We start from the raw sequence: 23,075 nt of genomic DNA, 5'->3' as shown, positions 1-23,075 counted from the left end.
TCGCATGCTTGCCGGGGAACTTGGTGGGCATGCGGATTTTTTAGGTTTTACTTAATAAAAGTAAATGATATATACCCCAATAAGTAATATGCCGAGATCCGCAAACATATGTATGATCCAAGACGGCAGGATGGTATGGGATTTTTCATTCGCAATTTGAAAGATTAACCCGCCTGTCCAAAGTCCCCCGACTGCCAAAAGTAAAATTGGTAGCGTAAACCATGGCAGGAAGATAGCGATATGATAAATGGCGAAAAAGAACGGAGGCAGGATGAAACGCATGGCGCCACGGCCGAATAAGTGCGGTAATAGTCCCCGGAAAAAGAACTCTTCAATAATTGAGTTTCCGAGCAGAATATAAAGTGCGATGAATGGAAACACAGCAGGCGTGATACCGGATTGTAGCAAGTCGTCCCGCAACGAAGTGATGTCGATAAGATCTTGAAAAAATAGGAATGCGCCAATAATGGTTGCCATTACTGAAATCCCTAAAATGAAGGCATGCCTTATACTTTTTCGATCAGTTTTCTTGAACCGAAGGAAAATAAATTTTGTGGAGCGGAAGAACATGAAAGGGATTCCTAAGAATAGTATGACCTTTGCCGCCGTTTTGACGCCATATGAAACGTCAACACTTTGCTCAATCCATAACAAAAGCAAAATGCAAAAAACAGGAAAGGTAGCTCCGAACCATTTTTGCATATAATTACCTCTCAACTTTTTGCCGTTTTCATATGTAGTCTGGACGTGAAACAGCAAATGATGTTCCCTCTTAGAAAAATTTAAAAAAGAGGTTTAGGTTTTAATTCGAAAGGGAATAGATAAAAACCACCTCTCGCCAAGCGCGGGATTTCCGTGTTTGAAGGGAGAAAAAGGAGGAATCCATATGACGATCATTGATGGTAAATATCCGAATAAAAAGGATTTGGAACCAAAGATTTTACATCCCGGAAAAGGGGTTGGACCAGCGTATGAATTACCTTTAGCGGATCCTGCTGACTCGAACTTTACGAAAGAATTCCGTAAGAACGCACAAGACAGAATTGGCATGGATGATCCTTCTGCTTTTAGCGAAAATAAGCCTTTGGTCAATGAATTCGAAGTAATGGATCATGAAGTGTCTGTAAGGATGCCAATTGAAAATAGGGAATTCGACAGCGTAACCAGAGAAAAATGGAATAGCCAAAAGAGAAATGACAAACCGATAGATCTTTTATAAGCGGACTCCTTTAAGGATACCCGCTTTTTCTTTTCATACCCTTTTTAGTATGATGAAGAAAAGGGGGAATGGAAATGAAAACGATTGAGCAATTGAAGTTTGCGAGAATTTATACGATGGGGCGTCTATCGCAAGTGAATGATGACGTATGGGACGTGCAGCCAAAAGGGTTCAATAATACGGTACGATGGAATGTCGGACATGTTTATTGTACATTAGAAAATTTCACTTCGATGGTAATACCATCATATGAACCGCATTACCAAGAATGGCAAACCTTCTTTGTCAGGGGGACAAGTCCTGCAGAGTGGGAAGGTCAAGCCCCTTTAAAAGAGGAATTGATAGCTGCATTACAGGAACAGTTGCCTCGCATTGTTGGTGAATTGGAAGGAAAGCTTGATGAAGTGTTGCCTGAACCTCTCAAAATTGGTGATATGTTAACGATGGGTACAGTCGATGCGGTCATTCAGTTCGCTCTTTGGCATGAGGGACTTCATGCAGGCGTCATTCATGGACTAAACCGAGCGATTGGAGAATAAATATAAATAAAGGAAAAACGCTTTGGAAATTGAACCAAAGCGTTTTTTATTTACTATCAAAATGTTTCCGCAGTATATAAGCGGACCATTTGCAGTGAGGGTGGTGCTGAATGTTTGCCAATAAACCCATTAAGATTGCATGAGGTAACGTACGCTTCGACAATTCTTGCTTTAGTAAGATCAACGACTCCTTTTCGATGGAATCCTCCATATCCTCAATGTTCTTCTCCACGATTTCAATAATTTTCTCTAAAGGTAGCTCCTCATTTACAGGTTGGTCAAGAGCCTCTATCAAATCATCCGAAATGAAAGAAATCGTCATGTTTTTAGCAAGGAGATTTGTCTTTTCAACAAGGGAACGAATTAATAGGTCCATATCCAATGGGAATTTATAGAGCAGTATTAATTCGGAATATGTTTTCAAAAAGCCTTTAATGCAAAAAGCCAAATCGAATTTCAAATACTCATCTGTTTCTTCGTAAAGTCGTTCAATCATTGCCATAATCACTGTCTCCAACGACTTGTTATACGTGTGAAATTTGGAAAAAAGCTCTTCATCAAACGACTGCATTAATTCCTTCATGAGAATTTTTGCGAAGTCGGAGTGTTTTTGAAACGAATTAAACGACGTATAGTAAAAGTTATAAAGCAGATCCCCATTGTTCTTTGTATGGTTGACTACGTAGTCAATATCTGAGGTGAACTCCTTTAAGAAGTGATCAATCAATCCAACAATCAGTTCATCCTTCGATTTGAATGACAAATAGAAAGCCCCTTTGGAGATGCCGCAATGGTCCGTTATTTGCTGTACAGATGTCGCTTCGAATCCTTGCTTCGCAAAAAGTTCCAAAGCCTTTTCCATAATTAGTTGTTTTTTCGCCATATATTCGAATCGCTCCTATGTATTTCAATTGACAATTGACCGGTTAGTCATTACTATAAAAAACAGAGTCCAATTTGTCAAATAGGGAAGGTGTAAGGGTGAAAGGTTTAGTCAATTTTGTTCTAAAGAATAAATTAGCAGTTTGGTTGCTTACTATTATCATTACCGTGTCGGGAGTCTATTCCGCAACACAGATGAAAACAGAGACATTGCCAGATATTTCGATACCGTACTTAATGGTCATGGGTGTCTATCCAGGTGCAACTCCTGAGCAAGTTATGGATGAAGTTTCGATACCTATCGAAAGGGCTGTTGAAAACTTAGACCATGTCAAATCGGTTTACTCCAATTCAAATTCCAATATGGCAAGCATTCAAGTGGAATATGAATATGGGATTGATATGGATGAGGCGAAGCGGGCATTGGCATCCGCTATGGATTCATTAACTTTGCCTGAAGGTGCTCAGGAACCAATCATCACTGCGATTAGCATGAATATGATGCCTGTCGTAGCATTAAGCGTAAGTAGTACAACAGAAGATATCGTAGAATTGACTTCCACAGTTGAAGATATCTTGCTACCGAAAATCGAGAAATTAGATGGAGTAGCGTCGGCAACAATCTCAGGACAGCATATCGAAGAAGTTCAATTAACGTATGATGAAGAAAAAATGGCTCAGTTAGGTTTGACTGAAGATACAGTCAAGCAAATGCTTCAAGCGGGCAATATGGAAGTTTCACTCGGTCTTTATGAATTTGAAGAAGGCGAGCAGGCTGTCGCAGTAGACGGGAAGTTCATGACAATTGAGGAATTGAAAGGCATGCTTATTCCTGTCACGCCTACAGAAGATAGTCCTTCGCCATTCGTGAAATTAGGCGATATCGCAACAGTAGAGAAAGTGGGCAGGGTGAAGTCGATTTCACGTACAAATGGTGAAAATGCGATTGCCATTCAAATTGTCAAAGGCCAACGTGCTAACACTGTTGATGTTGTTAATAATGTGAAGAAGTTGATGAAGGACGAGGAGAAGGCGATTGATGGTCTTGTAGTTGATATTTCGCTTGACCAAGGTGAGCCTATCGAAGCCTCTGTTTCTACAATGGTAGAGAAAGCGCTTTTCGGTGGATTGATTGCGGTTTTGATCATTTTACTATTCTTGCGTGATTTCAAGTCAACAATCATCTCAATCGTTTCAATTCCAGTTTCAGTATTCATGGCACTTTTACTGCTAAATTGGTTAGATATCACTCTTAATATTATGACGCTTGGTGCGATTACAGTTGCAATTGGGCGGGTTATCGATGACTCGATTGTCGTTGTGGAAAATATATACCGACGGTTGCATTTGAAAACTGAAAAGCTATCAGGTCGTGCATTGATTCGCGAAGCGACAATTGAAATGTTTAAACCGATCATGTCCTCAACACTCGTAACTGTTGCGGTATTTGCACCGCTTATCTTCGTCGGCGGTATGGTCGGCGAGTTGTTCATGCCGTTTGCACTGACGATGACATTTGCTCTTGGTGCCTCGTTGCTTGTTGCAATTACAATCGTACCAGCATTATCACATTTCCTATTCAAGAAAAAGCTGTATGGTGAAAAGACGGATAGCCAGCATAAAGAGGCTGGTAAAATGGCGAATGGATATAAACGTGTCCTATCTTGGACGCTGAACCATAAAGTCATTACGTCAATCATTTCTATCGTTCTATTGGCGGGCAGCTTAGGGTTGATGCCGTTAATCGGTTTCAGTTTCTTGGGAAGCGATGAAGAAAAAGTAATGTACATTACGTATACACCGGCAACGGGCGAGCTTCAAGATGAAACGATGGCAAACGTCGAAGTTGTCGAAAAGGAAATGCTTAAACGTAAGGATATTGATATCGTTCAATTATCCATCATGGACAGTGCTGATCCGATGACAGCAATGATGGGCGGAGGATCGAACGGTGCATTGATGTACCTGATCTTTGATCCGGATATGGAGAACTTCCAGGAAGTTCGTAAAGAAATTGAAGACTATGTATTTAATATTGGCCAGTCCGGAGAATGGAAGAGCCAAAATTTCAGCTCCATGGGAATGGCTACAAATGAAATTAGCTACACGTTCTATAGTGAAGATTTAAGCAGCCTGAAGGAAGCCGTTCAACAGGTCGAAAAAGTTGTAGGCGAAACAAAAGGTATTGAGGACGTTTCTTCAAGTGCTGAAGATGCTTACGTTCAATACACGCTGAAAACCACTCAAGATGAGCTGTTGCAATACGGATTGACGACAGGGCAAATCATCATGATGCTTAGTCCATCAAGAACGCAAGAAGTCGTAACGACAATCGGTAAAGATCGTAATGAGTTGGAAGTTGTCGTGAAGCAGAAGGCAGCAGAACAACCGAAATCGATTGATGAATTAATGGCAACTGAGATTCCTACTGCATTAGGAACTACGATGAAGCTTTCAGATTTAGTAGAAGTTGAAAAAGGATCTACGTTCAATACGCTTTCCCGAAGCAAAGGTCAGTTCTATGCTTCTGTAACAGGTAAGTTAGTTGACGCAGATGTTTCTAAAGCAACGTCTGAAGTTGATAAAGCAATCGATAAGCAGAAGTTGCCGAAAGGCGTGTCTGTCGATACGGCTGGTGTTGCGGCTGACATGGAAGAGGCATTCACTCAGCTTGGTATTGCAATGATTGCTGCGGTCGCGATTGTCTACTTCATCTTAGTCGTCACATTCCGTGAAGGTGTCGCGCCGTTTGCGATTCTATTCTCGCTTCCGTTTGCGGTCATCGGATCGTTTGTTGGATTGCTGATTGCGGGTGAAACGATTTCCGTTCCGGTCATGATGGGTCTCTTGATGTTGATCGGTATCGTGGTCACGAACGCAATCGTACTCGTGGACCGAATCATCCGGATGGAACGTACTGGTTTGAAAATGCGTGAAGCTGTACTTGAAGCGGGCGCAACACGTTTACGTCCGATCCTTATGACGGCAATCGCGACAATCGGTGCCCTCATTCCATTGGCAATCGGGAATGGAGCAGGCGGCGGTTTGATTTCAAAAGGATTGGGAATCACAGTAATCGGCGGTTTGATCAGTTCAACATTGCTGACGCTGATTGTTGTGCCGATTGTTTATGAAATCTTGTCGAAGATGTTCAAGAAGAATCGTTTGGATTTGGAAGAGGATTGAAAATGAATAGGGCAGGCGGGGGGAGTATAGTGTTTTCCTTCGCCTGTTTTTTATTTGAATAAAATTTGTTCCCCGCGCTCAAGCCTTCTATAGACTAATAGGTTTACTCCTCCCCATTAATAGGAATAGTCACTAATAGATTACCTAATTGATTGGAGGACGCGGAATGTACAGAGATATGTATTTTACAAACATGCTTAGCTATCTGCCGGAATTGATTCTCGGTTTAGTCGTATTGCTCATCGGCTTCTTCATAGCAAAAGCGGTCGAGAACGCAGTCAGCAAACGATTGAAGAAATCGAGAGTCAATGAACGATTAGATGTTAAAGACGGAAAATGGAATGTCGAGAAGATCATCAGTAAAGTAGTTTTCTTTGGAATCCTCTTACTTGCTTTCCTTCTTTTCTTTAACATCATGAATGCATCCATGATCGCTTCGCCTTTCATGACGATGTATTCGGGAATTGGCGGGGCGGTTCTCAGCATCTTGAAAGCTGGGCTAATCTTGCTACTTGCGTGGGTTCTTGCATTGATTGTCAAAAAGGTAATTTTGGCACTCGGAGGCAAGATGAAGCTAAACAAATATGTCTCGAAGGTAGGGGCATCCCCTGATGAAATCGATAAGTCGAAATGGGTCGAAACTGCAGCGAACATTGCATTTTACGTAGTATTGTTGCTCTTCGTACCAGCTGTATTGCACGCCCTCGGTCTAAGCGGAATTAGTGGTCCATTCGAGGGAATGCTTTCAAGCTTCATGAATTTCATTCCGAAACTTGTCGGAGCAGCGTTAATCTTCGCAGTTGGCTGGGTGGTCGCAAAAATCATCCGAACGATTGTTACGAAGCTGCTTGAGTCGGTTGGCGTCGACCGGTTCTCGCATAAGTTAAAGCTTTCTTCAGGACAAGGGAAATCAACAAGTATTTCGGGCATTGTCGGCACAATCGTTTTTGTTCTGATTATGATCCCTGTAACGATTTCCGCACTTGAAGTACTGGATTTGGAAGGTATTTCGCAACCGGCAATCGCCATGTTAAATGACATTATGACAATGCTGCCGAAAATTGCTGTCGCCATTGTACTTGTACTTGTCGGAATTTATTTGGCGAAATGGGTAAAGGGTATCGTCATTTCGTTACTCGATAATTTGGGGATCAACTCGATTTTCGGGAAGATGGGTGTACGCTCTAAAGCAACAACGCCTTCATTCTCCCAAATCATTGGAACGATTGTTCAAGTGATCGTCATCTTACTGTTCGTTGTTGAAGCACTACAGCTACTGAACTTGACGTTCATGGTGACATTAGCAACTGGTATTTTCGCATACTTGCCGATGGTCGTTGCGGCAGTCGTCATCTTGGCGATCGGATTCTGGTTAGCGAACCTATCTGAGAAATTTGTCGGAAGCATCCTCACAACGAAATCAGGGTCGCCACATGTTTTGCGATATGTAGCGAAATATGCGATTTTGGCGTTCGCGTTCTTCATGGCGTTGAGCCAGTTAGGTATTGCGCCAGCCATCATCAATGCGGCATTCATCCTCATTCTTGGAGGTGCTGCACTCGCATTCGGGCTCGCATTCGGTTTAGGCGGACGTGAACATGCCTCCCGATATTTGACGAAAATGGAAGGTAGTTTGCAAGAGGCGGATGTGTCGAAAGAGAAATGGGAGCAGGAGAAGAGTGAGATGAAGCGCGAGGCTAAGAGGTCTGCGAATAAAGCACAGCGTGCCGTGGATGAAACGACTAAAGAGGACCATGTCCCTCCAGTTGGGAACAATGGATATCCGACTAAACAAGACTATGAACCACGTACGGGTCAAACTTTTTCAGATGAACTTCCATTGTCTGATCCAGCCGATTCAAACACATCTGATGCCTTTGAAGAAAATGATCCAACACGTTTCAATCAAACGGACGGATACAATACGACGGATCCGGGTGAAGAGTACCCTTATGATCCGAACCGTGGAAATAATCCTGATAAGTAATTATAAAAAAGCTGCTTGCCAATTTCATGGCAAGCAGCTTAACTCATTCCACCAAATCATTCTTAAACGCATAAATAACCGCCTGTGTCCGATCCTGAACTTCAAGTTTCGACAATAAATTACTCACATGCGTCTTCACGGTTTTCAATGCAATAAACAGCTCATCCGCAATCTCCTGATTCGTTTTGCCTTTTGCGAGTAAAAGAAGAATCTCTAACTCCCGCTCTGTCAAATCATCATGCAACCGATGCGAATTGCCGGTCCTCATTTTCTGCATCATTTTCGATGTCACTTCTGGCTCCAAAACGGTCTGGCCCTTCAAAGTGTCACGGATGGCTTCGGCAATTCGTTTTGCATTGGATGTCTTCAATATGTAGCTAATTGCCCCAGCTTCGAGGGCGGGGTATACTTTATCGTCATCCAAGAAACTGGTGACAATAACGATTTTCGCTTCTGGCCATTGCTTGATGATCGCCGCAGTCGCCTCAGCGCCGTTCATTTCCGGCATCACCATATCCATTAAAATGATATCAGGCCTTAACTCAAGAGCTTTTTCCACGGCCTCTTTTCCATTGACCGCCTCGTCGACGACTTCCATATCTGGTTGCGTCTGTAAATAAGCGGAAACGCCTATTCTCACCATTTCATGATCATCCGCTAATAGAATCCGAATCACCCAACTCATCCCCCTTTTTCGTAGGCAATTTTACTTCGACAATCGTACCTTGTGAAGGTACAGAAACAATTTTACAAGTACCACCGATTTCAATCGCCCGCTCTTTTACGTTTTGCAAGCCGTAAGAACCGCCTTTACTATCGGTTTCCTGGAACCCGACGCCATTATCCTGAACACGGAAAATGGCCAATCCATCCCGTTCAACGAAAAGGACATCGACTTCCGTCGCCTGTGCGTGACGCAATGTATTCGACAACGTTTCTTGCGCAATGCGGAATAAATGATCCTCTGCGCCCTTCGATAGCGACACCTCTTCCAATCGGTATCGGATGTCGAACGAAACCTTTTCTTTTAATTCGACTAATAGTTCCTCAAGTCCTTCAGCGAGTGATTTATCATTTAAGGCAGCTGGTCGCAAATGAAGTAATAACGCCCGCATCTCAAGTTGTGCCTGCTGCACCATGCGTTCCACCTGTAAAAGTGGCTTCGCTATCGACTTTTCATGCTCCTGCTCATTAATCGCGGACATAAGCATCGATGCAGCAAAAAGCTGCTGAGAAACGGAATCATGCAGTTCCCGGGCAAGACGCTGACGTTCCTGGACAATCTGCTCTTGTATTAATTTATCTTGTGCTTCTGCCCGTTCATCGGTTATGCGCTGTAAGCTTTTACGCTGCGTTATCAAAATATTGGAGACGTCCTCAAGCGTTCTATCAATCTTAGGTGAAAACTTTTTACTGATTTTTACCGGTTCTTCACTTTGAATCAATCCCGTCAGTTGTTGCTCAAACGCTTTTTCCTTCGACCGGCCAATGCTTCCCATCCAGATGGCAATCCAACTACTAAGCGCTATGCATGTGATAATAATCCAGGCACCTAACGGAACGTTCGCATACTGGATTTCATAAAAGAGAAATCCGACCTCACCCAACGGAAGGTCGATGATTAGATAGAAATAAAGTGCCGTAATGGCGATGAAGATTAAGGTTAATGAGAGGCTGCGTCCGAACAGATTCTTCATTTCCGCACCACCTCAATATCACCAATCCACGTCGCAAGGGAGATGATCAGCTCTGCACGATCCCCGATTTCTCCTTCATAGCCATCTTTGAAATGAAGTGTCTCATTGAGCATACGTTTCGGACTAAGGTCAAGGATCCGCGCCTCTCCGAACAATGTGTTGTAATGGATGCGCACTGGAATTTCATAAGGCAAGTCAATCTTAATCCTACCGAAACCTTGTCGGATGGAAATGAATGATGTCCCTTTTGGCAGGACTGTATCCGTAACGTCTACATGAATATCTCCGAAGAAGCCTTGAATCTGGATGTCTTCCCATTCATAAGATGAAAAGGGGGAAGTTTGAGTTGAAAACCATTTGTTTTTCCATATGCCGTTCGGCGTCGCCTGTTTGAATTCTTTCAACGGACGCATAATTTGCTCCGCCGGAACTCCTTTCCATAGATGGTATAAAACATAGACGAACGCAGTGAACAGCAACATTCGCAAACTCCACAACGTCATCAACGCCATTATTATGAAAAAGATGCCTAAAAAAGTCATCCATTTCGAACGCTTTTTAAAGCCGTAATAAATAAATCCGGCACCAAGAAGGAGGAAGATGAAATTACCGTTTGACAGAAATGTAGTCTCTACAAAAATAAGACATAGAAATGCGGCAATCCAAAATATCACCTTGTTCGTTTCAAGCTTCTTCATTTTAATTCCCCCTTCTTGATGTCAGATGAAAGAGGGAAGGTAGGTACCTTCCCATTGTCTATAGTTTACACAATTTCCGCTTTTGTTGTAGCATTTTTCTCAAGTAATTCCAATCTACGCTCCATTGAGGAAGATTCGAACTCATGATTAATTTTTCCGCCAAGGTTTTCGATATAGGAATTCATTTCCTCAACACTAGAAACTTGTTTGTCACCATTTTCTGGTGAGATGAATTGATCCATTCGGCGATGGGCACGTGTGACGTTTTCTTTCCCCATCAATTGGAGTTGGCGCACTTTCATGTCTTTCACTTTATGTTTCATTTCCTCGAACTTCCGCTCTAACGCAACCAATTCCTTCGCTGAATCAGTTATGCTATTCGTTAGCTCAGCAGCGCGTGTTTCGTAAGCTTGCACCTCATCCTGTGCAAATGCAACAAGATCTTCCTCGCCTATTGACTCCGCAAGCGCCAACTGGTTGCGGCGTTTATCCAACATTGTTTTCGCTTCTGCATATTCCTTTTCAAGCGCTACCTTCAATTTCCCCTGGCGTTCCAAAAGCTTTCCAACCGATTCCGTTTGCTTCTCTGCTTCCTTAACGTACTGGTTCAACATTGCAATTGGGTTTTTCGATTCCTTCTTGTCTAACATTGAATGTAAATCAGCTTGCACCGTGTATTTAATCCTGTTCCATAATGTATTCATAATAGCTTCCTCCTTATTTTGTAATTTCATCCCATTGGCGTTCGAAATTGACGAATGGATCATCGGAATACTTTGCATCGATTACATTATCGTTTTTCTTATCATTCCAATTGCGCCACACATAGTAGACGCCAAGGAAAGCGATGATGCCGATGAACGCTGGAATATTTGTAACAGCAGTCACCAAGCCGATAACGAGCACAGTTCCCCAGAATAGTTTCAGGAACGTGGAATCAGTCTTCCTGTAATAATGAACCCCCGCAAAAGCGATCAATGCGGAAATCGCCAACCCTAAAATCGACCCTAAGTTTGCAAGAACAACGATAGCTGCCACAATGCCAAGTATCGCCAGACCAAATTTTTTCATTTTGTTGTTCCTCCTTTCGTTGTATCTACATCATACAATCGATTTCGACTCGTCCAAACGGGCGTAATGCGGATATTCATCTACGACCTGAGACTGATTCTCTATATAGACCAACAAATTACGCGGTGGAAATTGATGGAGACTTCCTGTAACCTATAACTATACGAACTATCAATCTATTCAGAGAATGGGGTGTAGGTTTGAGAGAAGTTGTAATTATAGAAGGTGTAAGGACTGCAGTTGCGAGAAGGAAAGGCGGTTTTTCGGACTACCGGCCAGACGAACTCGCTGCAGTCGTCCTTGAAGAATTAATGAATAGAGCAAAAATCGATAAAAGTGAAGTAGAAGACGTCATTTTAGGATGTGTCACCCAAACGGGAGAACAGGGAGGGAATATCGCGAGAACCGCAGCATTGATTGCCGGATTCCCGGTTCATGTGCCGGGTGTAACAATCGACCGACAATGCGGGTCAAGTCAACAAGCTGTACATTTCGCTTCTCAGGCAATTGCGTCGGGGGATATGGAAATCGTCATTGCAGGTGGAGTTGAAAGCATGACGAGGGTGCCGATGCTTTCAACTATCGCAAACGTAAAGCCAAGCTCAAGGCTTACCGAAAAACATGAAATCATCAACCAAGGACTTTCCGCAGAACGAATCGCTGAAAAATGGGGACTATCCCGTGAGGAGCTTGATCATTTTTCGTATGAAAGCCATCAAAAAGCAATACGGGCTATTGTAGAAGGTAAATTCGAAGCCGAAATTGTGCCGGTTGTTGTGAATCGCGCCGATGGTGTTGTTGATACCGTAGCGAAAGATGAAGGTCCGCGTCCAGATTCCACACCCGAAGTGCTCGCTGGACTGAAGACAGTATTCGACGAAAATGGCGTCATTACTGCAGGGAACGCCAGTCAAATGAGTGATGGAGCTTCGGCGGTCTTGCTCATGTCGAAAGAGAAGGCGGAAGAGCATGGTATTAAGCCGCTTGCCCGGATTGTCGCTCGTACGGTTGTCGGATCTGACCCGACATTGATGCTAACGGGGCCAATAGAAGCAACGAAAAAAGTGTTAGAGAAAGCCAACCTTTCTATAGAAGATATGGACGTTTACGAAGTGAATGAAGCATTTGCTCCTGTACCGCTTGCATGGCTCAAGGAAACGGGTGCGAATCCTGAAAAACTCAATCCGAACGGCGGTGCGATTGCACTTGGCCATCCACTTGGAGCAACCGGGACAAAGTTACTTGTATCCTTGGTGAATGAACTTCATCGGACGGGCGGGAAGTACGGATTGCTTGCGATTTGCGAAGGAATGGGAATGGCGAACGCAACGATTATCGAACGTTTGTAAAAGGGGGATGTACAAATGGAAATGAAAGATACTGTGGCAATTGTTACGGGTGGAGCTTCGGGTTTAGGGGAGGCGACAACAAGAAGAATCGTATCTAACGGCGGAAAGGTTGCCATTTTTGATCTGAATGAAGAACGGGGTCAAGCTTTGGTCGGGGAGTTGGGGAAGGACTCTGTTTTATTCCTTAAAACAAATGTAGCAAGTTCGAGCGAGGTTGAACGAAATGTAGCTGAGGCGGTTTCCACATTTGGAAAAGTGAACGCGGTCGTGAATTGTGCAGGGATTGCGACGCCAGGGAAAGTGGTGTCGAAAGGTGGACCGATGGCGCTTGAACGTTTTGAACAGGTCATCCAAGTGAATTTAGTAGGAACGTTCAATGTAATCCGGATTGCGGCAGCAGCCATGATGGAAAATGAACCGAATGAGGATGGAGAGCGCGGAGTAATCGTCAACACAGCTTCTGTTGCGGCATTCGAAGGACAAATCGGGCAAGCGGCATACAGTGCATCAAAAGGCGGTGTCGTTGGAATGACATTGCCGATTGCAAGGGAATTTGCGTCATCTGGTATCCGTGTAATGACGATTGCACCGGGTCTTGTCGAGACGCCTTTATTCGCAGGCCTACCTGAACCTGCCCAACATGCACTGGTGGAAATGACATTATTCCCCAAACGACTTGGTCGTCCAGATGAGTATGCAAAATTGGTGGAAAGCATCTTCACGAATCCGTTGTTGAATGGCGAAGTAATCAGACTGGACGGAGCCATTCGGATGCAGGCGAAATAAGAGGAGGGGTGTTCAATGGCGCGCTATCGATTTGAAACGGATGAACATGTCTTGTTCAGGGAGACGCTTCGGAAATTCCTACTGAAAGAGGCGGCTCCGTATTACGATGAATGGGAAAAGAACCGACTCGTTCCTATCAGTTTTTGGCGAAGGCTTGGCGAAATGGGTTTCCTTTGTCCACAAGTGGAGGAACAATACGGGGGCCTCGGGCTCGACTTTAGCTATGGAGTCATCATCGGCGAAGAAATGGAACGTATCGGGGCGGGGTTGACAGGTGTCGGTTTACATAATGATATCGTCGTTCCCTATATTGAATCTTTCGGGTCGGAGGAGCAGAAGAAACGATGGTTGCCGGGTTGCATATCGGCGGATTGGATAACCGGTGTAGCGATGACGGAACCGGGGACGGGTTCGGATCTTGCTAATATCCAGACAACCGCCATCAAGGACGGCGATCATTATATTGTAAATGGCCAAAAAACATTTATTACAAATGGCGTGAATGGGAACCTGTTCCTCGTCGTTGTTAAAACGAATCCGCAGGCTGAGCCGAAACATCGGGGAATCAGTTTACTGATGATTGAAGAGGGGACACCCGGATTTACAAAAGGAAGGAAGCTTGACAAGGTCGGCATGCACTCACAGGATACCGCCGAATTATATTTTGAAGATTGTCGAGTTCCCTTTGCCAATTTGATCGGCGAAGAGGGGAAGGGCTTCAGCTATCTAATGGAAAAGCTTCAGCAGGAAAGATTGGTTGTTGCGTTTGCCGCGCAGACGGCTTCCGAAGATATGCTTCAAATGACACTCGATTATGTGAAATCACGTGAGGCATTCGGGAAACCGGTCGGTTCATTCCAAAATACGCAGTTCAAGCTTGCTGAAATCGCGACGAAAGTTGAACTGGGAAAGACATTTCTTGAATCTCTCATTGAGGACCATATAGCAGGAAAGGACGTCGTAACGAAAGTATCCATGGCAAAGTATTGGATAACCGAGACGGCGCGCGAAATATCTGCAGAATGTATGCAGCTTCACGGGGGCTATGGATATATGGAAGAATACAAGATTGCAAGAAGGTATCGTGATATCCCGGTTGCGTCAATTTACGCCGGGACGAATGAAATTATGAAAATGATTATCGCTAAGAATATGGGATTATAAAAGGGCATGTGATGAAAGTGTGAGGAATGAAGCCACCCGCTGCTGCGGGTGGCTATTTAAATGGAAAAACCCGCTATATTATTGGGTGAGTGGTGGTAAACTCCCGAGATTCGGTGAAAAAGCCATTGGAGCTGATTAAAGCTGGCGTGTCGGTGATAAAATTTTCACTCCATTGGCTTTAATTCCACCATAACAGGGAATAGCGTATATTGAGCGTACTTATTGGAGAGTTTACAGAAATGAGCATTCAACTAGGAGGTTCAATTATGCCAATTCAAATTCCAAAATCTACTATTACATCCTGTTCCCTGACCGTATACAGTGATGGTTTTGCGCTTGTGAAAGACACTCGTCCAATTCCTCAGGTTCAAAAAAATGATTGGGTTCATTTTATTGGTGTGTCTAAAAGGCTCGACAAGGATTCCGTTATCGTAGAAGGGGCCGACGTATCGGAGCTTGTCTATGAGTATGATTTGATGGATGAATTAAGGATTTATGAGAGATATCTTGGTCGTCAATTAATCATGAAAGACCCCTATTCAAAAGCGGATCGCAAGTACACACTTTTACGTGCAAATGGACCGATAGTCGTGCAAGATGTTGAAACGAATGAGCTCATCATCAATCCAAGAGGTGAAATTCGATTTCCGGAAATCGAAGGTGGGAATCATATAGAACCGACGCTGGTATGGCAGGTCGAAGAGCAAAGAAGTGAGGAAGTGTGTGTATCCTACCTGACGGGCGGCGTCTCGTGGAAGGCGGATTATGTCATCTCTTTACATGGTGACCAATTTGACCTTTCGGGCTGGCTGACGATGAAAAATTATTCCGGTGTCACTTTCAACGACACAAAACTTCGTCTCATTTCAGGGAAGCTAAGCAAGGCCGGAAATGAAACTGAAGAGAAAAGTAAAGAGTTATCCAAGAATGAAAAATCGACTGCAGATGCGTTTTCAGACTTTCACACATACACTTTCCCGAAGCAGATTAACTTGGAAGATCGTCAACAGAAACAACTACGCCTTCTTTCGTCAACAAAATCGCAAGCACGAATGGTTTATGAGATAAACGAACAGACATCAAATCCGGATATTTTCATTGAATTTGACAATACGGTGGAAAATGGTCTTGGATTTCCATTGCCAGCGGGTGTTTTTAAGATGTACCGAACGAGTCCGCAGGACGGAAGTGCAGAATTTATCGGAGAATATCGCATTAAACATACGGAGGCTGGCGAAAAGATTCGATTAAAATCCGGTGAGGCGTGCGACATAAAAGTAAATAGTAAAAAGTCCGGAAAATATAAAGAAGGCGGCTATGAGTACACGGAGTATGAATATACAATTTGCAATACGAAAGAAACGCCAATAGAAGCGGTAATTCGTCAGCAGATTCCCGGACACTTGTGGACAGTGGATGAGTCGTCGCATAAGTGGAATAAAAAGCGCGATAAAATCTTGCTTCCTGTACATGTACCTGTGAATAAAGAGGAAACCGTGAAATTCACTATCCGTCATGACCGGTCTGCAAGAAGAACAATTGGTTTTTAATAATAATTTTTACACCTAACTAAAAGTTTCTTCTATTATAATTGTACCTATAAGAATATCGATGAACTTTGATAAATTAAGGTTTAATCAAATATAATCAACAAGCCCGCCATGAAATTATTCACAATGGTAGGGCTTTTTTTATTCCGAATTACTAACATGTGGATAGTTTTTTCCTCAAAGTACCAACTTTTCAGAAATTATCAACATATCAACCGTATTATCCACATAAAACGGTGAATAACTTGCTGTTATCCTCTAATATCCACAATTACTCATAATCAGTTGTCCAAGGACGTACAATTTATGAAGCGTTTCGAAACTTCGGAGGGCAAGTAGCCGTCCTGATTTTAGGCGTCGCACAATAGAAAAAGCTAAATTGAACTAATTAGCCTGAACAAGGAAGTGTCGCATGGAAAATTGGATAACGGAATTTATTGGGGAGAATGGTTATTTCGGCGTCTTTTTTTTATTGTTAGTGGAAAATATTTTCCCTCCAATCCCGTCTGAAATTATTTTGACGTTCAGTGGGTTCATGACTGGTTTTACAACAATGACGAAAACGGGCGTCATCATCGCAGCGACAATCGGTTCTGTCGTTGGTGCGATGGTTCTTTACAGTATCGGGCTGTTAGTCGATGTGGAAAGAATGGAAAGGATTGTCGAGAAGCATGGCCGCTATCTTCGCTTGACGAAAAAGGATCTGCGTCGGGCAGAAGGCTGGTTTGATAAATACGGACCGTGGACAGTTTTTTTCTGTCGTCTCGTTCCTCTTGTACGTAGCCTTATTTCCGTTCCGGCAGGTATGTCGCATATGAACTTCCCGTTTTTTATTTTGCTAACCACAATTGGAAGCTTCATTTGGAATGCAATTCTTGTTACAATAGGATTTAAAGTCGGAGAAAATTGGGAATCAATCATCCACTATATGGATGTCTATTCAATGATTGTCTATGTAGTGTTGGGAATTAGTGGTTTAGCGAGTTTTATTGGATACATTCGCTTCCGCAGAAAGAGGGCTTAAGGAATTTATGGAATTATTTGATCTGATTAAGGCATTAATACTTGGTTTTGTAGAGGGGATGACCGAGTTTGCTCCGGTATCCTCGACGGGCCATCTCATCATCGTGGATGATATGTGGTTGAAAACGGAAGAGTTTTTAGGTAAATATCCTGCCAACACATTTAAAATCGTTATTCAACTTGGATCGATTTTAGCAGTTGTCGTCGTATTTTGGAAAAGATTGCTTAGCTTGGTTGGGCTTTATAAAGTAGATGGGAAAAAGATGACCAAAAGGTTTAACCTATTGCATGTCATCGTCGGCATGCTGCCAGCTGTTGTTTTAGGTTTTGCGTTCAAAGACTTTATCGATGATCATTTATTTGGCGTCAAAACAGTGATTTTCGCGCTTGTCGCAGGGGCGATCCTCATGATTGTTGCGGACAAATTCGGTCCTAAGCGACCAAAAGTCCAATCTTTGGATCAAATCACATACCGTCAGGCGTTCACTGTCGGCCTTGTTCAATGTTTGTCGTTATGGCCAGGTTTTTCGCGGTCCGGTGCAACGATTTCGGGCGGTGTGCTCTTTGGGATGAACCATAGGACAGCTGCTGATTTCACGTTCATCATGGCAGTTCCGATCATGGCGGGTGCAAGTCTTGTTTCTGTGTTGAAAAACTGGGAATACATGTCGATGGATTATATTTCATTTTACGTCGTCGGATTTATTAGCGCATTTGTATTCTCGCTCATTTCAATCCGATTCTTCTTGAAATTAATTTCAAAAGTGAAGCTTGTACCGTTTGCTTTATATCGGATTTTCTTGGCAATCGTACTTGCTGCAATTGTATTTTTATAATGAAACGAAACGACCCTTTACATGGGGTCGTTTTTTCATATTAATAGTTGAGTGATAGGTCATCTGTTAGAATGGGGAAAAAAGGCGGTGATTCGTGTGGGTGAACATATATTGATTGTTGAAGACGAAGAAAGTATCGCACGAGTTCTACAATTGGAACTTGAGTTCGAAGGATATTCAGTCGACATAGCCTATACCGGCACGGATGGCCTTATTAAATTCCGTGAGAGCGATTGGGATCTTGTATTGCTCGATTTAATGCTGCCTGGGATGAACGGCCTGGATGTGCTGAGAAGGATTAGAGCGACGAGATGTGGGACACCTGTAATATTAATGACAGCAAAAAGCGATGTTGAAGATAAGGTGACTGGACTTGACTTAGGGGCCAATGATTATGTGACGAAGCCATTCGAAATTGACGAACTACTTGCACGTATCCGATCAGCTATTCGAACATCTCAGAAGAAAGTGGAAATCCCTGTCAAAGACGAGTTCCTCCATGAATTCGCAGATTTATCCGTTCAAGAACAGTCGCGTGAAGTGAAGCGAAATGGAAAGTTAATTGATTTGACGCCAAGGGAATATGATCTACTGCTTCACTTGATTCGCCATCCAAATCAAGTGCTTTCGCGCGAGCAGCTGCTTGATGCGGTGTGGGGCTTTGACTATTACGGCGACACGAATGTGGTCGATGTCTACATCCGCTATGTTCGGAAGAAGATTGATCATCCGGATGAGCCTTCTCTCATTCAAACTGTGCGCGGGGTAGGCTATGCATTGAAGGAAACTTCTTTATGAAATTAAAACAAAAAATCCATGTGTTTTCTACATTATTGATGTTCATAATTCTCGTTTTAGCGAATCTCGTCATTTATTTCCTTTTCGAGAGGATGTCTCATAATACGGAATACCAGCAATTGGTTGGCCATTCAAAGGAACTGACCGCAGCGTTGAGCGATTTGGAAACGGAAAAGGATGCTGGTATCCTTTTGCGTGCGTTCGTTCCTCCCAATGGTGCGATTTCAATTGTCGACAGTGAGAACAAATCACTTATCAATGTCCAATCTGTAGAAGGTTTAGGGAAGATCAATGAACAGGTTAAGCCCGAGCAGTCATACTTAATTGGTGCGTTTAATGGAACTGAATCGATATCCATAGCCACTCCAATTATCTGGCCGACTGGGGAAGTCGTCACGTTGCAAATGACACAATTGCTAACAGACGTCGAGGCCAATATGAGGGTGTTGAAATATGTACTGACCGGAGTAACGATATTTGCAATGCTTCCCATCATTTTATCCAGTATGACATTAGGAAAGATTGTCACCCAGCCGATCGAAAAGCTCATCACAGCAATGAATCTAAACAGGCAGTCCGGAACATATGAAAAAATGACCGGCAATGAGAACGGTAAAGACGAGCTTGCGCAAATGGAGCGGATGTTCAATGAAATGATGGAGCAGCTTGAACAGAATTTCAGGAAACAGGAGCAGTTTGTTTCAAACGCCTCTCATGAATTAAAAACGCCGCTGACAGTCATCGAAAGCTATACAAGGTTGTTGATGAGACGCGGCTTCGATAATCGAGAAGTAGTGGATGAAGCATTGAATGCCGTCATTTCGGAAACTAAGAGAATGAAAGACATGATCGCACAAATGTTGGATTTGGCAAAAAGTAGCGAAGCACAAACATTTGAATTTACGGATGTCAATCTGAATCGATTGTTAGAAGGCGTTGTGAAGCCACTGCGCCAAGCATATGGAAGAGAAATTATCATCGAAGCCGAGGGCGAATCAATTGTTGAAACGGACGGAAAGTTTGTGAAGCAATTATTATTTATACTCCTTGATAACGCAAGGAAATATAGTGAGCGGGAAATTGTCGCAACCATTACCGAGCGGGAAAACGATGTGGAAGTGTCCGTGAAGGATTATGGCAAGGGAATCCCACAGAAAGATTTACCGCATATTTTCGATCGGTTCTACAGGGTGGATTCAGATAGAAGTCGGAAGACAGGTGGTACCGGCTTGGGACTTTCTATAGCGAAGGAGATTGCGGAAGGGTTAGGCGCAACAATGACGATTGAAAGTGTAGTCGACATGGGCTCTGTCATCCGGGTTTTCATTCCGAAAAAAAGGGAAGGCTCTCAGTGAATTTTAATGTTGGCTTGTTAAGATGAAGGAAAGGAGGATTTTTTATATGGATATATTAAAAAAGCCTTGGTTCATCCCAATTGTTTTGACAATTATTATTGTCATTGCCGGCCAGCTATACACATCAGGAAAGCTAACGAAAGCGGAAACATTAACGATACAGGAGATACATTCACAATTAGAAGAGATTTATAAAGGAGAAGTAAGTAACGTCGTTTTGGATGGCTCGTTCTATAACGCGAAAGTAGTGAGGGACGGTTCGGAATACGAGGTGAAAGTTGAAGCGGAAACAGGGAAGGTTCTCTCACTCATTCAGACGAAAGAAACAACTCAATCAGGTGCTGTCGTAAATAATGATAAAAAACAGACCCCCGAAGAAAGAGTGACGCCACCAGAGAAAGCCGCTTCGGAAACCGGACAATCACCTGAGGGAAATACTTCAAGCTCGTCCCAACAAAAGCCAAAACCAAAAAGTAAACCATCTACTCCCGCGAACGAGCAAAAAACAGTGCTTATTTCAGAAAAACAGGCAGCAAACATAGGAATGTCGCAATTGCCATCAGGAATGATCGGTGAAGTGGATGATGTCGAATTCGTCAAAACGACTGAGGGCGGATATTATTTAGTCCAAATCGACATTGATACTGAAGATGATTTGGATGAAGTTACGTATCAAATTCATGCGATTTCCGGAAAAGTACTGACGGTCACTTGGGATGACTAATTTTAGGAATTCCGTTCTCATCAAATTCTAATGTTCCTCTCAAGATACTCTAATTTTCAAAGGGTATTATGAAGATAACAAGAAAAAGGAGGAGAACAGAAGATGAAAAAATGGATGTTGGTTCCTGCATTAGCAGGGGTTTTAGCTATTGGTGGCGTCGCATTGGCGGATGATTCAGTTTCAAGCTTGGAGGCAGCCAAAAATCAGTTGATCACATTAAAGAAAGCAAAAGAGGTCGCACTACAAAAAGTCGACGGGGTTGTAACTGAAGTCGAGCTTGAAAGAGACGACAATCGCTACTATTATGATATCGAACTTCATGATGAAAAATTTGAATATGATGTAGAAGTGGATGCGGTCAGTGGTAAAATCATCAAGTTTGAAAAAGATGATGATGATAAAAAATATGTCCAAACCGATGAGAAGCAGAGCGTGAAGACGAATGCCGAACAGTCACTTAAAGTAGTCCAACCTACGTCTGAAAAAAAGGCCGTCGCATCGTCAGCTGACCAGCAAAAGAAGCGTTCGGAAAATAAGGGTAGATTGTCAAAAGACCAAGTACTCGCCATTGCAAATAAACATGCAAGCGGTGTAGTGACTGATTTTGAATTAGACGACTATAAATACGAGATTGAAATGCAAGACGGCAATATCGAATACGAGTTGGAAATCCATGCCTATTCCGGTGCCATCCTTTCATTTGAAAGAGACGACGACTGAGAGATAGCTAAATTATCGTCAACAATCATAAAAACGAAGCGGACAGCTGCCATACTGTCCGCTTTTTTTATTGGGATACTGTTTTTGACATCTAAGAATAACGAAGATACTAATATCCACGCATAAATTATCCCAAATACGCATAAATCGCGGAATTTACGTATAAACACGCGAACTCACGCATAAACCACGGAATTCACGCATAAACCCGCAAACTCACGCATAACGCTCACTCCATCAAAATCAAACTTCATACACCTTCCCGACAACCGCCAACTCCGCCGGCCCATCATACACTTTAGACGCAGCATGTAATATCTCTGTCGGATCGCCATGCAACGGCAAATGCGTCAACAACAAACCTCTCACGCCCGCCATTTTCGCCAACTTGCCCGCTTCGCTCCCCGCCATATGTCCCGGAGATTTGCCCAAATGCTCTTCGTATAAGTTCGCTTCGCTGATCAACAGATCTGTATCACGAGCAAATTCAACAAGTTCATCTCGCCACTCAGTATCAGCAGTCAACGTGACGGAACGCCCGTTAACCGTGAATTTCATAGCCAAGCAATAAACCGGATGTGTCGTTTCGCAGAATGAGACGTCAAAAGGTCCAATTTTAATAACGTCATTTTCATGGATTGGAACGCCTACCGTCTGCTCTTTATAAGACAGTTTACTAAAATTCTCTTCATCTTGGTCATGGCCGTAAATTGGTAACGGGGGAGCAGGTTTCCCGAGATAGTAGTTGATGATCCGGCTGAATTGCAAGCTCCCAATATCCGCAATATGATCTGCATGATAATGACTGATGGCGACCGCATCCAACTTCTCAAGAGGAATGATATTTTGCAATGAAGAAAGGACGCCGCTGCCGCAGTCAAAGAGGCAATGAAACCCATCATGTTCGATTAAAAATGAGGACGTAGCGCTATTTGCTTTTGGATAGCCGCCCCAAATGCCGATAGGAATTACTTTCAATTTAAAGCACCTCCATAAATGGTTACATTTAAAGATAACATATCTTGCAAACTTCGAACTATTTTGTTCATTTGGAATGGGGTATACTATACATGTAAAAGGAGGGGAAACAAAATGACAAATGTTGCAACGGTTTATTCAACAACTACATGCCCTTACTGCACGATGATGAAAAACTATTTGACTGAACAAAACATTGAATTTGAAGAAGTTCTTTTAACAACAGATGAAGAGAAGCAAAAGCTTGTTGAGGAAACTGGCCAAAGAGGCGTTCCTCAAACAAAGCTGAACGGCAAATGGATTTTGGGATTCAATCCCGAGGCGGTTCAAGAGGCTTTGGAAGGGTAATTTGTTTTGAAAATCTTTTGTAAATCTTCTGCCTCACAAGACCCCTTGGAAGAGTTGAATAAAAGGCTTTTCCCGAGAATTTGCATCGGATATGTTGCACTTTTTCTAACAGGTGTTTTTTTAGTTGTTATGGAACAGTTAGTAAAATGAAAACCTCGTTGATTG

23 protein-coding genes are annotated in these 23,075 nt (G+C 43.0%); 15 read left to right on the top strand and 8 right to left on the bottom strand.

Annotated elements, in window-relative coordinates; translation table 11 throughout:
- Nucleotides 1-51: 51 nt before the first annotated feature.
- Nucleotides 52-702, bottom strand: a complete 651-nt coding sequence (locus tag NSQ43_RS01055) for a CPBP family intramembrane glutamic endopeptidase (protein ID WP_339252303.1) — start codon at nucleotides 700-702, stop codon at nucleotides 52-54.
- Nucleotides 703-886: 184 nt separating this feature from the next.
- Here NSQ43_RS01055 and NSQ43_RS01050 point away from each other — a divergent pair, with 184 nt between their 5' ends.
- Nucleotides 887-1,219, top strand: a complete 333-nt coding sequence (locus tag NSQ43_RS01050; RefSeq protein ID WP_339252301.1) for a hypothetical protein — start codon at nucleotides 887-889, stop codon at nucleotides 1,217-1,219.
- Nucleotides 1,220-1,293: 74 nt separating this feature from the next.
- Entirely contained in the window at nucleotides 1,294-1,758 is a 465-nt protein-coding gene (locus NSQ43_RS01045) for a DinB family protein (protein WP_339252299.1), read from the top strand.
- A 46-nt stretch (nucleotides 1,759-1,804) separates the two neighbouring features.
- Here NSQ43_RS01045 and NSQ43_RS01040 read toward each other — a convergent pair whose 3' ends face one another.
- The gene (locus NSQ43_RS01040) at nucleotides 1,805-2,641 is read right to left on the bottom strand and encodes a TetR/AcrR family transcriptional regulator (protein WP_339252297.1); all 837 of its coding nucleotides are present in this window, start codon (nucleotides 2,639-2,641) and stop codon (nucleotides 1,805-1,807) included.
- A 98-nt stretch (nucleotides 2,642-2,739) separates the two neighbouring features.
- Here NSQ43_RS01040 and NSQ43_RS01035 point away from each other — a divergent pair, with 98 nt between their 5' ends.
- Together NSQ43_RS01035 and NSQ43_RS01030 are read left to right on the top strand one after the other, a co-directional pair.
- Nucleotides 2,740-5,826 carry an efflux RND transporter permease subunit gene (locus NSQ43_RS01035; RefSeq protein WP_339252295.1) on the top strand — a complete coding sequence of 1,029 codons (3,087 nt, stop codon included), beginning with the start codon at nucleotides 2,740-2,742 and terminating at the stop codon, nucleotides 5,824-5,826.
- A 166-nt stretch (nucleotides 5,827-5,992) separates the two neighbouring features.
- A complete protein-coding gene (locus NSQ43_RS01030) occupies nucleotides 5,993-7,813 on the top strand; it encodes a mechanosensitive ion channel (RefSeq protein ID WP_339252294.1) in 1,821 nt (606 codons plus the stop codon).
- Nucleotides 7,814-7,856: 43 nt separating this feature from the next.
- On the opposite strand, the gene NSQ43_RS01025 is transcribed toward NSQ43_RS01030, so the two are convergent.
- The 5 genes from NSQ43_RS01025 to NSQ43_RS01005 form a co-directional block, all read right to left on the bottom strand.
- Nucleotides 7,857-8,489, bottom strand: coding sequence for a response regulator transcription factor (locus NSQ43_RS01025; protein ID WP_339252293.1), 633 nt, complete (start codon nucleotides 8,487-8,489; stop codon nucleotides 7,857-7,859).
- Nucleotides 8,464-9,510 (bottom strand): sensor histidine kinase, encoded by a 1,047-nt coding sequence (locus NSQ43_RS01020; protein WP_339252292.1) that lies wholly within the window; start codon nucleotides 9,508-9,510, stop codon nucleotides 8,464-8,466. The genes NSQ43_RS01025 and NSQ43_RS01020 overlap by 26 nt, the downstream gene beginning before the upstream one ends.
- The gene (gene liaF, locus NSQ43_RS01015) at nucleotides 9,507-10,208 is read right to left on the bottom strand and encodes a cell wall-active antibiotics response protein LiaF (protein ID WP_339252291.1); all 702 of its coding nucleotides are present in this window, start codon (nucleotides 10,206-10,208) and stop codon (nucleotides 9,507-9,509) included. Before liaF ends, NSQ43_RS01020 begins: the two co-directional genes overlap by 4 nt.
- A 65-nt stretch (nucleotides 10,209-10,273) precedes the next feature.
- Nucleotides 10,274-10,912, bottom strand: coding sequence for a PspA/IM30 family protein (locus NSQ43_RS01010; RefSeq protein WP_339252289.1), 639 nt, complete (start codon nucleotides 10,910-10,912; stop codon nucleotides 10,274-10,276).
- Nucleotides 10,913-10,925: 13 nt separating this feature from the next.
- The gene (locus tag NSQ43_RS01005) at nucleotides 10,926-11,279 is read right to left on the bottom strand and encodes an ABC transporter permease (protein ID WP_339252288.1); all 354 of its coding nucleotides are present in this window, start codon (nucleotides 11,277-11,279) and stop codon (nucleotides 10,926-10,928) included.
- A 200-nt stretch (nucleotides 11,280-11,479) separates the two neighbouring features.
- Here NSQ43_RS01005 and NSQ43_RS01000 point away from each other — a divergent pair, with 200 nt between their 5' ends.
- From NSQ43_RS01000 to NSQ43_RS00955, 10 genes are all read left to right on the top strand, one after another.
- Nucleotides 11,480-12,628: a thiolase family protein gene (locus NSQ43_RS01000; RefSeq protein WP_339252286.1), complete on the top strand. Its 1,149-nt coding sequence runs from the start codon at nucleotides 11,480-11,482 to the stop codon at nucleotides 12,626-12,628.
- Nucleotides 12,629-12,643: 15 nt separating this feature from the next.
- Nucleotides 12,644-13,414 carry a 3-hydroxyacyl-CoA dehydrogenase gene (locus NSQ43_RS00995; protein ID WP_339252284.1) on the top strand — a complete coding sequence of 257 codons (771 nt, stop codon included), beginning with the start codon at nucleotides 12,644-12,646 and terminating at the stop codon, nucleotides 13,412-13,414.
- 15 nt (nucleotides 13,415-13,429) lie between these two features.
- The gene (locus NSQ43_RS00990) at nucleotides 13,430-14,578 is read left to right on the top strand and encodes an acyl-CoA dehydrogenase family protein (protein ID WP_339252282.1); all 1,149 of its coding nucleotides are present in this window, start codon (nucleotides 13,430-13,432) and stop codon (nucleotides 14,576-14,578) included.
- Between the two features lie 266 nt (nucleotides 14,579-14,844).
- The gene (locus tag NSQ43_RS00985; RefSeq protein ID WP_339252280.1) at nucleotides 14,845-16,128 is read left to right on the top strand and encodes a DUF4139 domain-containing protein; all 1,284 of its coding nucleotides are present in this window, start codon (nucleotides 14,845-14,847) and stop codon (nucleotides 16,126-16,128) included.
- A gap of 412 nt (nucleotides 16,129-16,540) precedes the next feature.
- Complete coding sequence (locus NSQ43_RS00980) at nucleotides 16,541-17,152, top strand: DedA family protein (protein ID WP_339252279.1); 612 nt, start codon at nucleotides 16,541-16,543, stop codon at nucleotides 17,150-17,152.
- A 7-nt stretch (nucleotides 17,153-17,159) separates the two neighbouring features.
- Nucleotides 17,160-17,987, top strand: a complete 828-nt coding sequence (locus tag NSQ43_RS00975; RefSeq protein ID WP_339252277.1) for an undecaprenyl-diphosphate phosphatase — start codon at nucleotides 17,160-17,162, stop codon at nucleotides 17,985-17,987.
- Between the two features lie 90 nt (nucleotides 17,988-18,077).
- Nucleotides 18,078-18,785, top strand: a complete 708-nt coding sequence (locus NSQ43_RS00970; RefSeq protein ID WP_339254729.1) for a response regulator transcription factor — start codon at nucleotides 18,078-18,080, stop codon at nucleotides 18,783-18,785.
- Nucleotides 18,782-20,140, top strand: a complete 1,359-nt coding sequence (locus tag NSQ43_RS00965; RefSeq protein WP_339252275.1) for a HAMP domain-containing sensor histidine kinase — start codon at nucleotides 18,782-18,784, stop codon at nucleotides 20,138-20,140. The genes NSQ43_RS00970 and NSQ43_RS00965 overlap by 4 nt, the downstream gene beginning before the upstream one ends.
- Before the next feature lie 46 nt (nucleotides 20,141-20,186).
- On the top strand, nucleotides 20,187-20,864 hold the full coding sequence (locus NSQ43_RS00960) for a PepSY domain-containing protein (RefSeq protein ID WP_339252273.1): 678 nt from the start codon (nucleotides 20,187-20,189) through the stop codon (nucleotides 20,862-20,864).
- Nucleotides 20,865-20,966: 102 nt separating this feature from the next.
- A complete protein-coding gene (locus NSQ43_RS00955; RefSeq protein WP_339252272.1) occupies nucleotides 20,967-21,584 on the top strand; it encodes a PepSY domain-containing protein in 618 nt (205 codons plus the stop codon).
- Between the two features lie 243 nt (nucleotides 21,585-21,827).
- On the opposite strand, the gene NSQ43_RS00950 is transcribed toward NSQ43_RS00955, so the two are convergent.
- On the bottom strand, nucleotides 21,828-22,562 hold the full coding sequence (locus NSQ43_RS00950) for an MBL fold metallo-hydrolase (protein WP_339252271.1): 735 nt from the start codon (nucleotides 22,560-22,562) through the stop codon (nucleotides 21,828-21,830).
- A gap of 114 nt (nucleotides 22,563-22,676) precedes the next feature.
- Between NSQ43_RS00950 and NSQ43_RS00945 the strand changes: the two genes are divergently transcribed.
- Nucleotides 22,677-22,910 (top strand): glutaredoxin domain-containing protein, encoded by a 234-nt coding sequence (locus tag NSQ43_RS00945; RefSeq protein ID WP_339252269.1) that lies wholly within the window; start codon nucleotides 22,677-22,679, stop codon nucleotides 22,908-22,910.
- Nucleotides 22,911-23,075: the final 165 nt, after the last annotated feature.

The organism is Sporosarcina sp. FSL W8-0480 (assembly GCF_037963765.1).
GTDB lineage: Bacteria > Bacillota > Bacilli > Bacillales_A > Planococcaceae > Sporosarcina.
The sequence above is the reverse complement of the archived record's forward strand: the minus strand, read 5'-3'. Positions and strand labels throughout refer to the sequence as shown.